The organism is Duganella violaceipulchra, assembly GCF_019166075.1.
GTDB classification, from domain to species: Bacteria; Pseudomonadota; Gammaproteobacteria; order Burkholderiales; family Burkholderiaceae_D; genus Rugamonas; species Rugamonas violaceipulchra.
The window spans coordinates 14,547-27,257 of the sequence record NZ_JAHTGR010000012.1; the positions used below are offsets into that span (position 1 = coordinate 14,547).

Annotated in this window: 12 protein-coding genes; 9 read left to right on the forward strand and 3 right to left on the reverse strand. The window is 64.1% G+C overall.

What is annotated here, in order from left to right; translation table 11 throughout:
- Nucleotides 1-789: an OmpA family protein gene (locus KVP70_RS21350; RefSeq protein ID WP_217944220.1), complete on the forward strand. Its 789-nt coding sequence runs from the start codon at nucleotides 1-3 to the stop codon at nucleotides 787-789.
- 3 nt (nucleotides 790-792) lie between these two features.
- Here the strand turns inward: KVP70_RS21350 and KVP70_RS21355 are convergent, their stop codons facing one another.
- From KVP70_RS21355 to tssJ, 3 genes are read right to left on the reverse strand one after another with little or no spacing between them, the layout of a single operon-like run.
- Nucleotides 793-1,575: a DotU family type IV/VI secretion system protein gene (locus KVP70_RS21355; RefSeq protein WP_217944221.1), complete on the reverse strand. Its 783-nt coding sequence runs from the start codon at nucleotides 1,573-1,575 to the stop codon at nucleotides 793-795.
- Entirely contained in the window at nucleotides 1,572-2,915 is a 1,344-nt protein-coding gene (tssK, locus tag KVP70_RS21360; protein ID WP_217944222.1) for a type VI secretion system baseplate subunit TssK, read from the reverse strand. Before tssK ends, KVP70_RS21355 begins: the two co-directional genes overlap by 4 nt.
- 13 nt (nucleotides 2,916-2,928) lie before the next feature.
- Nucleotides 2,929-3,504 (reverse strand): type VI secretion system lipoprotein TssJ, encoded by a 576-nt coding sequence (gene tssJ, locus KVP70_RS21365; protein WP_217944223.1) that lies wholly within the window; start codon nucleotides 3,502-3,504, stop codon nucleotides 2,929-2,931.
- Nucleotides 3,505-3,670: 166 nt separating this feature from the next.
- On the opposite strand from tssJ, the gene KVP70_RS21370 reads away from it, so the two are divergent.
- The 8 genes from KVP70_RS21370 (at nucleotide 3,671) to KVP70_RS21405 (ending at nucleotide 12,699) form a co-directional block, all read left to right on the forward strand.
- Nucleotides 3,671-4,279, forward strand: a complete 609-nt coding sequence (locus tag KVP70_RS21370; RefSeq protein ID WP_217944224.1) for a hypothetical protein — start codon at nucleotides 3,671-3,673, stop codon at nucleotides 4,277-4,279.
- A 37-nt stretch (nucleotides 4,280-4,316) separates the two neighbouring features.
- Nucleotides 4,317-4,817, forward strand: coding sequence for a type VI secretion system contractile sheath small subunit (tssB, locus tag KVP70_RS21375; protein WP_217944226.1), 501 nt, complete (start codon nucleotides 4,317-4,319; stop codon nucleotides 4,815-4,817).
- Between the two features lies 1 nt (nucleotide 4,818).
- The gene (gene tssC / locus KVP70_RS21380) at nucleotides 4,819-6,306 is read left to right on the forward strand and encodes a type VI secretion system contractile sheath large subunit (protein ID WP_217944227.1); all 1,488 of its coding nucleotides are present in this window, start codon (nucleotides 4,819-4,821) and stop codon (nucleotides 6,304-6,306) included.
- A 31-nt stretch (nucleotides 6,307-6,337) separates the two neighbouring features.
- Nucleotides 6,338-6,829, forward strand: a complete 492-nt coding sequence (locus tag KVP70_RS21385; protein WP_217944229.1) for an Hcp family type VI secretion system effector — start codon at nucleotides 6,338-6,340, stop codon at nucleotides 6,827-6,829.
- A 101-nt stretch (nucleotides 6,830-6,930) separates the two neighbouring features.
- Complete coding sequence (tssE, locus tag KVP70_RS21390) at nucleotides 6,931-7,404, forward strand: type VI secretion system baseplate subunit TssE (RefSeq protein WP_217944231.1); 474 nt, start codon at nucleotides 6,931-6,933, stop codon at nucleotides 7,402-7,404.
- 2 nt (nucleotides 7,405-7,406) lie between these two features.
- Nucleotides 7,407-10,007: a type VI secretion system ATPase TssH gene (gene tssH, locus KVP70_RS21395; RefSeq protein WP_217944232.1), complete on the forward strand. Its 2,601-nt coding sequence runs from the start codon at nucleotides 7,407-7,409 to the stop codon at nucleotides 10,005-10,007.
- A 14-nt stretch (nucleotides 10,008-10,021) separates the two neighbouring features.
- Entirely contained in the window at nucleotides 10,022-10,888 is an 867-nt protein-coding gene (tssA, locus tag KVP70_RS21400; protein WP_217944233.1) for a type VI secretion system protein TssA, read from the forward strand.
- Nucleotides 10,889-10,989: 101 nt separating this feature from the next.
- Complete coding sequence (locus KVP70_RS21405) at nucleotides 10,990-12,699, forward strand: methyl-accepting chemotaxis protein (RefSeq protein WP_217944234.1); 1,710 nt, start codon at nucleotides 10,990-10,992, stop codon at nucleotides 12,697-12,699.
- Nucleotides 12,700-12,711: the final 12 nt, after the last annotated feature.

A 12,711-nucleotide genomic window follows, 5' to 3' on the forward strand; every position in this document is an offset into this window, starting at 1 on the left:
ATGCGCCAGCGTATCCACTGGCCGGCGGTGATGCCGGCTTTGCTGTCCACCTCACTCCATTGCGCCGCGCAGGCGCCGCAGCCGGTCACGCCCAGGCCGGGGCAGATACTGGTCAGCGGCGCCGTGCCCGATGAGTCGAGCAAGGCTGCCATGCTCCAGCGCCTGCGCGATCTGTATGGCGCCGACCGCGTGGTCGACCAACTCGCGATCTCGCCGGTGTCGCTGCCGCCCAACTGGAACGGCTACGTGCAGAAGCTGATCCAGCCTAACCTGAAGCTGATCAGCAAGGGCGAGTTGAAAATCGACGGCACCAACGTCACCGTGCGTGGTGAGGTGGCCAACGAGGCGCAGCGCCAGCAGATCGCCAGCGACATCGCCACCAGCCTCAATCCCAGCTACACCGTCAACAACGGCTTGCGCGTCAGCGCGGCGGAGCAGAACCTGCTGGATGAGACGCTGGCCAAGCGCATCATCGAATTCGAGAGCGGCAAGGCGACGCTGACCGTGTCCGGCAAGGGTATCCTGGACGAGATGGCGGCCGCGCTGCAAAAGGTCAAGGGCAAGAAGGTAGAGGTGATCGGCCACACCGACAACGTCGGCCTGCGGGAGAGTAACCTCGCGCTCAGCCAGGCGCGCGCCGAAGCCGTGCGCACCTACCTCGCCGGCAAGGGCATTCCGGCGGAGATGGTCACGGTGTCAGGGCAGGGGCCGGACCGCCCGGTGGCCGAGAACAGCAACGCGGAAGGACGCGCGCGCAATCGCCGCATCGAGTTCCGCGTTGCCCAGTGAAGTTCACGGCAGGGTGATGGTAACGTAGGCTGGGCGCGGCGCCAGCTTCACCAGGTCGCTGTAGCCGGCCAGCGTGTTCTGCGTCGAATGCGACAGCGACGACGACAGCCCGATGTAGGCGCTCAATCCGATCAGCGCGAACACCGCCGACATCGCCCACAGCGGCGTATTGCTGCGCAGTTTGTGGACGATCTGGTCCGGCCGTTCGGCCTGCGGCGCGAAGCCCTTGCTCTTGCCCTGGATGTGGGCGATCTCGTCGCCCACCCGCGCCGTCATGTAGGCCAGCTTGTCGCCGGAATCGAGCGCATACTTGCCGCGAAAGCCGATCAGCAGGCACATATGGAACACCTGGAGGGCCGGCAGGCGCGCACCGCCGCCGCTGCGCAAAGCCTCAAGGCGGTCGAAGAAATGCTCGCCGGCCAGCTGGTCGCCAAAGATCACCAGCTGCAGCGGGCGCCGTTCCCAGGCGGTGCGGATCGGGAAGGATGACGACAGAATGATCTCGTCCAGCGCCGCGCAGAAGGCGTATTTGGCGGCGTCGATGTCCTCGCCCTGGGCGCGCAGCTTGCGCGCCTCGCGATCGAATTCCGCCAGGTAGGCGGTGATCGTGTCGAGGAAGTGCGCCTCTCCCGGCGGCACGCTGCCGTTCTTCAGCATGAACAGCAGGTAGAAGCCTTCCTGGAGCAGGTCCACCAGCGTCTGTACGTGGCCATAGCCTGGCTGCTGCTGGCGGCGCTGGCCTCCCATCAGCGTGGGAATGGCGCGGCGTTCGACCTGGGGCGTCATGCTGTCACCGCGATCAGGCCAAGGCGCAGGTCGCGTATGCCTGCCGGGACGTAGATTGAAATCGACTGCGCCTTCAACATCTGCTCATACAGCATGCCTTTGCCTTCCAATGCGAAGTAGTAGGTGTCCGGCTGCACCGGAATCGCCGCCGGGACCTGCGGCGCGTGCGTGATTTTCACGCCGGGCATGGCGGACAGCACGCATTTTTCCACGTCGTCGGGCGCTCCGACCTTGACACGCAGCGGCACGATTTCCACCAGCTCCAGCGCCGACAGCGATGCGCTGACCGCCAGGTACAGCGTGGTGCGCTGGTCGATCTTGCCGGAGTCGAGCTTGCCCAGGTGGTAGCTGGGTTTGTCCTCGGACAGCGCGATCGAGAAGTACTTGGTCGAGATGACCGTGTCCAGCAGGTCGCGGATGATGTGATCCAGTCCGGAGAAGCACTGCGCCAGGTCGTCATGGCGGTAGCCGGGCAGGTGCGTCAGCGAATACTGTTTGGAGTACGTCATCATGGCGCCGGCCAGGCCAAGCAGTCCCTCGAACAACCGTTCCGGATGCAGGTCGGGATTGCGGACGTAGTGCATCAGCGCCGCGGCGGACGTGCTGACCGTGTGCAGCAGCCAAAAAGATGAAACGTCGCCCGAGCGGAACTCGATCACGTTGCGGCTAGGCTCGCGCATGTGGCCTTGCAACGATTGCACCTTGGCCTGCAAGGCGTCCATCAAGCGGTCCAGCAGCGCCTTCAGGCCTGGCGCGCTGGCGATCGAAATCGCCGGCGGAATGAACTGCGGATCGGGCTCGAAGCCGCCTGTGACCACGCGCCGCAAACGAATAACGGGAATGCAGTCGAAGGCGCCCAGCGGCTCCTGGTCCGACACCAGTCGCGCGGATTTTTTCAGATAGCTGACATCGGTGCCGACAGCCCGCGTGTACAGGTCCGCCGTTTCACGCGTGGTTTGGCGATAGCGCGCGCCGTTTTGCTGTTCCTCGGTCGCGGCGTTGCCGCCGCCGGGCGATAGCGTGGGCAGGGCGATGTAGAAGGTCAGCTCCTGCAAGGCCGCCGGCAGCGTGGACAGATCGATGTCCACCGGCAGGGGATCGCTGGCCGGCGCATCGACGATTTCGCCATCGTGGAAAATCGCCGACAGCGACTGCAAGCGCAGGCGGTCGGTCTTCAGCGCATCCAGGTCCCACTCGATTTTTCGCACGCCCCACAGATAGGGATGCAGCGCGCGGGCGGTCTGCTGCAAGCGCGCTTCGTGATACTGGTCCTGCTGCTGGAAGTGCTGCGGCCGCAGGAACAAGCCCTCACCCCAAAGAACCTTGGACGGAATACTCATGCTGTCTCCAATCTTATTGACAACGAACAGAGGCCAACGCCTTGCCGGCCTCGCTGGAAGCTGCCGCGCCGGCGCCCACGCTCATCGCGCATGCATGCAGGCCGACAGTGATGCCGGATTTTTCCGCATCGCTGGCGGCGAAAGCCAGCCGCCAGCGCTGTTCGGCGGGGGAACGGAACAATGCCACCACGCCGATGAAGTAGGCTTCACGCGTGACCTTCTCGACGATCTCGTAACGCTGGCCGGGAATCAGCATCACCTCTTTGACCTCCAGCAGATCGTTGCCGAGCAAGTCGCGTTCTTCCTGGGTGCTGAGGAAGCCGTTGAACGGCATCTGCTGAAACGCAACCGTCTGCCGCAACTTGTAGATGCGCGCCGCCAGCGCCAAAGGCTGGGAACCCGCGCCGGCATTGAGGTTCTGGCTCGCGTGCAAACGGATCGCCACGCTGCGCGGTGGTTTTTGCGCATCCGGCAGTTCGGGTGGTTTGCGGATGCCGGCGATCTCCAGCGCCGCGCTGGCGATGGAGCCTGCGGCGCAGCCCTGCAACGCCAGCAACCCTGCGATCACGATAGTCTTCTGCGCGTTCATATTTTCTCCAAGCGATTCCGCCATTAGAGCGAAATGCGCGCCGCTGAAAGTTGAGGCGGCGCAAGCTAAGCCGAAAAGAAACAGTCATTGAGTAAGCGCAATGGCGGGCATCAGCATTCGGGAATAATGGGACCCTTCATGACCGCATACGCAAGAGGAGACATTGATGATCACTCCAAGAACGTGGTTGCCCTGCATGGCGAGCTTGTTGCTGCTATCGGCATGCGCGACGGACGGCGACTCGGTCCGCAGCGACAAGCTGCAAGCTTCGACTCTGGAGCATGCGCTGGCCGAAGCGGATACCGCCCTGGCGTCCGGCCAGAGCGACAAAGCCCAAAGTATCCTGAAGAGTGCTGCGACCAGCTACCCGGCCGACAAGACGCCCTGGCTGCATATGGCGCAGATCAAATTTGACCGCGCCAGCTATGGCGAAGCGATCATGAATGCGCTGGAAGCCTTGCAGCGTGATCCCAACGACAAACTCGGTAACAGCATCGTCGCCGTCAGCGGCCTGCGTCTCTCCACCAAGGCGCTGGCGGACTTGAGCCAGCAAAATAATCTCAGTGGATCGTTGCGCTCGGAAGCGCAGGACCTGGCCAAGCTGCTGCGCAGCAGCCTGGGTGAGGATGTGCTGGTGCCCACCGCGAGCAGCACCGGACGCAGGGCGGCTCCTGTGACCACTTTCGGCAAGAGGACCACCGCCGCGCCGGCGACACCGCAACCCAAGGCGAGCAATCAATCCAACAGCAGCGACCCTTTCGGCGGCTTGAAGTAAGTCCGTCGCCCGCGTTTTCCTTTTCGATGGAGTGTGTATGGCTAACGGAGACAGTGTACAGAAGCGCCTGACCAAGGTGCGTCCGCCACGGGTGCAGATGACGTATGACGTGGAAATCGGCGACGCGATGGAAAACAAGGAGTTGCCATTTGTCGTTGGCGTGGTGGGTGATTTTGGCGGCAACTCGGAGGTGGAAAAGAAGCGCCTGAAGGACCGCAAGTTCGTCAGCATCGACAGCGGGAATTTCGACGAAGTGCTGAGCGGCGTTGAACCTGTGGCGCGCTTCCAGGTGCCCAATCAACTCAGTGGCGACGACACCAGTTTCAATGTGGAGCTGCGTTTCAAGGCGATGTCGGATTTTCGTCCCGAGTCCGTGGTGCAGCAGGTCGAGCCGCTCAACAAGCTGCTGGAAGCGCGCAGCAAGCTGGCCGACCTGCGCAATAAACTGGCCGGCAACGACAAGCTGGAAGACATCCTGAGCGATGTCCTGACCAACACCGACAAGCTGGCCAGCTTGAAATCTGCCAAGGGAGGCTGACATGTCCGCACAAATGAACCCGGTGCAGGAAGCCGCGCCTGCGGTGGAAGGCGCCAGCTTGCTGGACCAGATCGTAGAGCAAAGCAAGGTCGCCAAGTCCAATGTGGAGCATGCGCGCGCCAAGGACATCATCTCGGAACTGGTCAGCCAGGTGCTCGATGGCACGGTGGTGGTGTCCAATAATCTGTCCGCCACGCTCGATGCGCGCGTGGCGGAACTGGATCGCCTGATTTCCAGTCAGCTGAGCGCCATCATGCACGCACCGGCTTTCCAGAAGCTGGAACAAAGCTGGACCGGCCTGCATTACCTGGTCAAGAACTCCGCCACCGGCCAGGGCCTGAAGATCCGTATGCTCAACGCCACCAAGCGCGAGCTGGTGAAGGATTTCCAGTCCGCGCTGGAGTTCGATCAGAGCGCGATGTTCAAGAAGGTCTACGAAGAGGAATTCGGCACCTTCGGCGGCGCGCCCTACGCTGCGCTGTTGGGGGATTTCGAGATCTCGCGCCAGCCGGAGGACATGTATTTCATCGAGCAGATGTCGCACGTCGCCGCCGCCTCGCATGCGCCGTTCATCGCCTCGGCCGCGCCGGAGCTGTTTGGCCTGGAGAGTTACGGCGACCTGGCCAAGCCGCGCGATCTGTCCAAAGTGTTCGATACAGTGGAATACGCCAAGTGGAAGGCCTTCCGTGAATCGGAGGACTCGCGTTACGTCGGCCTGGCGCTGCCGCGCTTCCTGGGCCGGCTGCCATTCAACCCGGTCGACGGCACCACGGTAGAAGGCTTCAACTTCGTCGAGGAAGTGGACGGCAGCGACCATCAGAAGTACCTGTGGTGTAACGCCGCCTACGCCTTCGGCGCCAAGCTGACCAAGGCCTTCGACGATTTCGGCTGGTGCGCCGCGATCCGCGGCGTCGAAGGCGGCGGCCTGGTGGACGACCTGCCCACCCACACCTTCAAGACCGACGAGGGCGAGGTCGCGCTCAAATGCCCGACCGAAGTCGCGATCACCGACCGCCGCGAGAAGGAGCTGAGCGACCTGGGTTTCATTTCGCTGGTCCACTGCAAGAACACTGCCTACGCAGCCTTCTTCGGCGCGCAGTCGGCGCAGAAAGCCAAGAAGTACAACTCGGAAGCGGCCAACGCGAACGCCGTGCTGTCCTCCCAGCTGCAATACATCTTCGCCGTCTCGCGCATCGCGCACTACATGAAGGCCATGATGCGCGACAAAATCGGCAGCTTCGCCGCCGCCTCCAACGTCGAGGACTTCCTCAACCGCTGGCTGATGAAGTACGTCCTGCTGGACGACAACGCCAGCCAGGAGCAGAAGGCCCAGTTCCCGCTGCGCGAAGCGTCGGTGCAGGTGCACGAGGTGGCGGGGCGGCCGGGCGTGTACCGCGCCGTGTCCTTCCTGCGACCGCATTTCCAGCTCGATGAGCTGTCCGTTTCCCTCCGTCTGGTCGCGGAGCTGCCGCAGTCGACCAACAACTGATGTTCACTATAACCTGAGACAGGAGCATGCAATGGCAATCGACGTCTATCTGTACATTGATGGTATCAAGGGCGAGTCCAACGACGACCGGCACAAGGACTGGATCGAGTGCAAATCGGTCAGCTTCGGTGTGGAGCAGCCGAAATCAGCCACCGCCTCCACCGGCGGCGGCCACACGGCGGAGCGCTGCGAGCATCGCGACATCGTGCTCTCCAAGCTGGCCGATTTGTCTTCGCCCATCCTGCTGCAAACCTGCTCGGCGGGCCGCACCATCCCCAAGGCCAAGTTCGAGTTCATGCGCGCCGACGCCCAGGGCGAACGCGTGAAGTACTTCGAGATCGAGATCGAAAATGTGCTGATCGGCGCCGTTTCGCCGGCCGTTGAGGAAGGCGACATCCTGACCGAAGACGTGGCGCTGAAATTCTCGAAGGTCAAGTGGAAATACACCCAGCAGAAAATCAGCGGTGGCGCCGGCGGCAACACCTCCGGCGGCTGGGACCTGGCCAGCAACCGCATCGTCTGAACCTTGTTCCCCTGCGCCTGCGGTGGATCGTGCGGCGATCCGTCGTGGTGCGCGTTTTGTGGCCAGGCCGGCCTGGCCTGGCCTTTTTTTGAAAGCATGCGATGAATGGCTTTACTCCCGGCCTGTTCGACCGTTTGCTGGACCCGCAGGGCAGCCATGCCCGCAACGGCGCGGGCATGTCGCTGGAGCAGTGGAAGGACGCCGTGGCGCGCGACCTCGAGGACTTGCTCAACACCCGCTGCGCGCTATCCGAGCACCTGCGGGACGCCTATCCCGAATGCGCCAGTTCCATCGTCAACTATGGACTGATCGACTTTGCCGGCATGTGCCTGAGCAGCAGCGAGGACCGGTCCCGCATTTGCGCCTGCCTCAAGGCCGCCATTGAACGCCATGAACCCAGGCTGCGCAACGTGCAGGCGCACCTGGAACGCGAGATCGGCTCGATCAACCGCGTCAGCTTCGCCATCAGCGCGACGCTGGCCGGACTGCCGATGCGCGAGGCGGTCAATTTCGACGCTGTCCTGCAACCCTCATCGCTGCATTATTCAATCAACCGCAGCACCCGCGGAGCATGAGCATGAATCTCAACCTGAAAACCCTGATCGGCAAGCTCAATGACACCACCCGTCTGGCCGCCACGCGCGCCGCCAGCATCTGCGTGGCGCTGGGCCAGTATGAAGTGGAGGTAGAACACCTGTTGCTCGCCTTGCTGGAGCAGGAGCGCTGCGATGTGGCGCTGATCGCCCGCCAGTGCGGCGTCAGCACCGAGGCGCTGGAGGCGGACCTGCACCATGAAGTCAGCCAGTTCAAGACCGGCAGCACCCGCACACCGGTGTTCTCGCGCCAGCTGCCGCTGCTGCTGGAGCACGCGTGGCTGATCGCATCGCTGGCCACGCCGCAACCGGACCGCATCCGCAGCGCCCACCTGCTGGTCGCTTTGCTGACGGAGCCGGAACTGTCGCAGCTGGCCCTGCGCGCCTCGCCGCTGTTCGGACAGATTCCCATCGATGAGGTCAAGCACAAGCTGGAGAAATACACCCATGGCTCGCAGGAAGAAACGGCCGCAGCCAACGCAGCCACCACCACCCCGCTTGCCGACCTGGCGCCGCAAGGCGGCCCGCGCACGCCGGCGCTCGATCAATACACCACCAGCCTGACGCAGTTGGCGCGCAGCGGCAAGCTCGATCCCGTCATCGGCCGCGAGGCCGAGATACGGCAGGCCATCGACATCCTGATGCGCCGCCGCCAGAACAATCCTATCCTCACTGGCGAGGCGGGCGTCGGCAAGACGGCCGTGGTGGAAGGACTGGCGCTGCGCATAGCCGCCGGCGACGTGCCGGACGTGCTGAAAGGCGTGGAGATCCGCACGCTGGACATGGGTCTGTTGCAGGCCGGCGCCAGCGTCAAGGGCGAATTTGAAAACCGGCTGAAGAACGTCATCGACGAGGTCAAGCAAAGTCCGCACGCCATCATCCTGTTCATCGACGAAGCCCACACGATGATAGGCGCGGGCGGCCAGGCGGGCCAGAACGACGCGGCCAACTTGCTCAAGCCGGCGTTGGCGCGGGGCGAGTTGCGCACCATCGCGGCGACCACCTGGAGCGAGTACAAGAAGTACTTCGAGAAGGATGCCGCGCTGGCCCGGCGCTTCCAGGTGGTCAAGGTCGATGAGCCGAGCGAGGAAATCGCCAGCGCCATGCTGCGTGCCATGACGCCGCTGATGGAACGCCATTTCGGCATCCGCATCCGCGACGAGGCCGTGACCGAGGCGGTGCGGCTGTCGCATCGCTACATCAGTGGCCGCCAGCTGCCGGACAAGGCGGTCAGCGTGCTCGATACCGCCTGCGCCCGGGTCGCGCTGGCGCAAAGCGGAACGCCGGCCCTGCTGGAGAACGCTGCCAGGCGCATGGAACGCCTATGCGTTGAAATCGCCGCCCTGAAGCGCGAAGACGACAGCCATGCGCACGCGCCGCGCCTGCGCCAGCTGGACGAAGCACATGCCGCTCTCAAAGTGGAACATGCGCAGCACGGCGAGCGCTGGCAACGCGAGCAATCGATCGTCGCCGCCATCGCGCGCGAGCGCGCAGCCGCGAACGGCGCGGCGGATACGCAGGCGCTGCGCGCGGAGCTGGCGGCGCTGCAAGGCGAAACGCCGATGGTGCCGGTCGACGTGGACGCCGCCACCGTTGCCGCCATCGTCTCCGGCTGGACCGGCATCCCGCTGGGGAAAATGGTCAAGGACGAAATCCGCACCGTGCTCAAACTGCAGGATGCGCTACAGGCGCGCATTCTCGGCCAGGACCACGCCATCGCTGCCGTGGCTCAGCGCGTGCGCACCGCGCGCGCCAACCTGGACGACCCCAATAAGCCCAAGGGCGTATTCCTGTTCGTCGGCCCGTCCGGCGTCGGCAAGACCGAAACGGCGCTGGCGCTGGCGGACCTGCTGTACGGCGGCGAACGCAAACTCCTCACCATCAACATGAGCGAGTACCAGGAAGCGCACAGCGTCTCCGGCTTGAAGGGTTCACCGCCGGGCTACGTCGGCTACGGGCAGGGCGGCGTGCTGACCGAAGCAGTGCGACGCAATCCCTACAGCGTAGTGCTGCTGGACGAAATCGAAAAGGCCCACCCCGACGTGACCGAGCTGTTTTTCCAGGTCTTCGACAAGGGCGTGATGGACGACGCGGAGGGGCGCGAGATCGACTTCCGCAACACCATCATCATCGCCACTTCCAACGCCGGCTCGGCCGCCATCATGCAGGCTTGCCTGAACCAGGAGACGCCGCCGACCGAAACCGCGCTGGAGGAACTGCTGCGGCCCCACCTGGTCAAGCATTTCAAGCCGGCCTTCCTGGGCCGCCTGAAAGTGGTGCCGTACTACCCGATACCCGACGCGGTGCTGGTGCAGATCATCGCGCTCAAGCTGGAGCGCATCGGCCAGCGCATCCGCGATCACCACCACGCGGAGTTCAGCTACGACCAGGCGCTGGTCGAAGCGGTGCTGGCGCGCTGCACCGAGGTCGATTCCGGCGCCCGCAATGTCGACCATATCCTCAACGGCAGCCTGCTGCCGGAGATCGCCGAGGCGGTGCTGCAGCGGATGTCGGAAGGCGCCGCCATCGGCAAGATCAAGGTCGGCGCCAGCAAGCAAGGCCAGTTCAAATACACCATCAGATAGCCCGGAGGCGGACCATGTTCAGCATCGCTCAACTGCTACAACCCATCAGCGCAGCACAGCCCTGCGGCGAGGACGTCGGCTTCAGCGCGGAGGTGGACCAGATCGCGCAGGCCCGCATGCACGACGACCCCACGCTGGATCAGGGCGAATGGATCGCCGCCCTGAAGGAGGCCGATTGGCCGCTGGTCGCCAGCCGCAGCGCCAGCATGATCGCCAGCCGCAGCAAGGATATGCGGCTGGCGGTGTGGCTGGCCGAGGCCTGCGCCAAGACGCGCGGCCTGCGCGGCCTGGGCGACGGCTATGCGGTGCTGAGCGGGTTGTGCGAACACTATTGGGACGGCATGTACCCGGTCGACGACGACGGCGACTATGAACAGCGCATCGGCAACCTGTTTTGGCTCCTGGCCCGCACGCCGTTGCTGGTCAAGGAAACCCCGCTGACGGAAGGCGCGGCGCTGCTGCAGGACGCGGAGTACTGCCTCGCCATGCTGACTGGCCTGGAAGCCATCGTCGACCAGCGCCTGGGCGCGGACGGCCCAGGCTTCAGCGCCGCCAAGGACTGCTTGCAGGCTGTGATCCGGAGCGTGGCTCCGGCGGGCAGTCTGCCTGCACTGGCGGCCCAGGGCGACACCTCGGCCGGCCAGGTAACCATGGTTGCCAGCGGAACGCCGCAGGACCGTCGCCAGGCGCTGGCGCAGCTGCGGGTGGTGGCCGATTTCTTCCGCCGCACGGAGCCGCACAGCCCCGTCGCCTACCTGGCCGACAAAGCCGCAAGCTGGGGCGACATGCCGCTGCACGTGTGGCTGCGCGCCGTGATCAAGGACCCGGCCGCGATCTCCAGCGTCGAGGAGCTGTTGGGCGCGCAAACCGCCGGCGACTGAGTAATATCCTTGAGGAAATATTTCCTTTGAGGCTATAGTTTTCCCCAAATTGGTGCTAGAGTGGATTGAAAGGCCCATCCATCTCCATTTTGAGGACTGCTATGAACAACCTGAAAATCGGCACACGCCTCGGTTTCGGCTTTTCACTCATCCTGTTGATGCTGACGGCGATGACCATCATCGGCATCCTTCGACTGAGCAGTGCCAGCGCGCTGACCGACCACATGATCAACGAGAAGATCCGCGACGAGCGGCTGATCGCGGAGTGGGGCAAGATCATCGAAGTGAACGCCGCCCGCACCACCGGCGCCTGGATGGTCGCCGATCCGGCCGACCAGAAAAAGTTGGAAGGCATGATGGCCGAGTCCTCCGGCCGGGCGACCAAGATCCAGGACCAGATCGGCGCCGGCATCGAGGACGAGGAGCTCAAGCCCTTGTTCAAGAAGGTGCTTGATACGCGCAAGACCTACACCGAGATCCGCAAGGCCGTCTTCGCCGCCAAGAATGCCGGCGATCTCGAAAAGGGCAGGAGCCTCTACGAAGGCGACATGGCGCAAAGCCGCGTGCTCTATCTGGACGCGCTGAAAAAATTCGCCGACAAGCAGTCCGACTTGCTGGACCAGGCGGCCGTCGAGATCCAACAGCAGTACACCAGCGGCCGCACCTTGCTGGTGCTACTGGGCTTGGCCGCGATAGTCATGGGCGTGTTCGCCGCGTGGTGGATCACGCGCACCATCACCCATCCAATCAACGAAGCGGTGAAGGTGGCGGAGACGGTATCGTCGGGTGACCTGACCAGCGACATCCAGGTGAGCAGCAGCGATGAAACCGGCCAGCTGATGAACGCCCTCAAGACCATGAACACAAGCCTGGTCAACATCGTCGGCCAGGTGCGCAATGGCACCGACCTGATGGCCCACGCCTCCACCGAGATCGCCGCCGGCAACCACGACCTGTCATCGCGCACCGAGCAGCAAGCGAGCTCCTTACAGGAAACCGCATCCTCGATGGAGGAGCTGACATCGACCGTGCGCTTCAACGCCGAGAACGCGCGCGAGGCCAACAAGCTGGCCGTCACCGCGTCGGAAATCGCCAGCCGTGGCGGCGCCGTGGTGGGGGAAGTGGTCAGCACCATGGGCTCGATCAACGACTCGTCGCGCAAGATCGTCGACATCATTTCGGTCATCGACAGCATCGCCTTCCAGACCAATATCCTGGCCTTGAACGCGGCGGTGGAAGCTGCACGCGCCGGCGAGCAGGGACGCGGCTTTGCGGTGGTGGCATCCGAAGTGCGCAACCTGGCGCAGCGCTCGGCCGCCGCCGCCAAGGACATCAAAGGCTTGATCGACGATTCGGTGCTGAAGGTGGCGCAGGGTTCGGACCTGGTCGACAAGGCCGGCCAGACCATGAGCGAAATCGTCGTTAGCATCGGACGGGTCACGCAGATCATGACGCAGATCAGCCACGCCAGCGAAGAACAGAGCATCGGCATCGCGCAGGTGAACGACGCGATCACGCAGATGGACCAGGTAACGCAGCAGAACGCGGCGCTGGTGGAGGAGGCCGCAGCGGCGGCTGAGTCGATGCAGGAGCAATCGGCCAAGCTGGCCGACGTGGTCAGCGTATTCAAGCTCGATGCGTCGCAGATGGCGATACAAGCCCGTGCCTTGCCACCCGCACGGCCGCGCGATGCGCTACGGCCCCTGCGTCCGGCGCCGGCGGTGAAGGCTCCGGCCCGCAAGGCGCTGGCCGCGGCGCCCAAGCGTGCGGCAGTCGCTTCCGCCAAGGACGGCGACTGGGAAGAGTTCTAAGCGCGGTCCGCG

What these genes read in the sequence shown, in the direction of transcription:
- tssC (WP_217944227.1), top strand. Translation starts at nt 4,819, where the DNA reads ATGTCCGCACAAATGAACCCGGTGCAGGAAGCCGCGCCTGCGGTGGAA.
- tssE (WP_217944231.1), top strand. Translation starts at nt 6,931, where the DNA reads ATGAATGGCTTTACTCCCGGCCTGTTCGACCGTTTGCTGGACCCGCAG.
- tssJ (WP_217944223.1), bottom strand. Translation starts at nt 3,504, where the DNA reads ATGAACGCGCAGAAGACTATCGTGATCGCAGGGTTGCTGGCGTTGCAG.
- KVP70_RS21355 (WP_217944221.1), bottom strand. Translation starts at nt 1,575, where the DNA reads ATGACGCCCCAGGTCGAACGCCGCGCCATTCCCACGCTGATGGGAGGC.
- tssH (WP_217944232.1), top strand. Translation starts at nt 7,407, where the DNA reads ATGAATCTCAACCTGAAAACCCTGATCGGCAAGCTCAATGACACCACC.
- tssK (WP_217944222.1), bottom strand. Translation starts at nt 2,915, where the DNA reads ATGAGTATTCCGTCCAAGGTTCTTTGGGGTGAGGGCTTGTTCCTGCGG.
- KVP70_RS21405 (WP_217944234.1), top strand. Translation starts at nt 10,990, where the DNA reads ATGAACAACCTGAAAATCGGCACACGCCTCGGTTTCGGCTTTTCACTC.
- KVP70_RS21385 (WP_217944229.1), top strand. Translation starts at nt 6,338, where the DNA reads ATGGCAATCGACGTCTATCTGTACATTGATGGTATCAAGGGCGAGTCC.
- KVP70_RS21350 (WP_217944220.1), top strand. Translation starts at nt 1, where the DNA reads ATGCGCCAGCGTATCCACTGGCCGGCGGTGATGCCGGCTTTGCTGTCC.
- tssA (WP_217944233.1), top strand. Translation starts at nt 10,022, where the DNA reads ATGTTCAGCATCGCTCAACTGCTACAACCCATCAGCGCAGCACAGCCC.
- KVP70_RS21370 (WP_217944224.1), top strand. Translation starts at nt 3,671, where the DNA reads ATGATCACTCCAAGAACGTGGTTGCCCTGCATGGCGAGCTTGTTGCTG.
- tssB (WP_217944226.1), top strand. Translation starts at nt 4,317, where the DNA reads ATGGCTAACGGAGACAGTGTACAGAAGCGCCTGACCAAGGTGCGTCCG.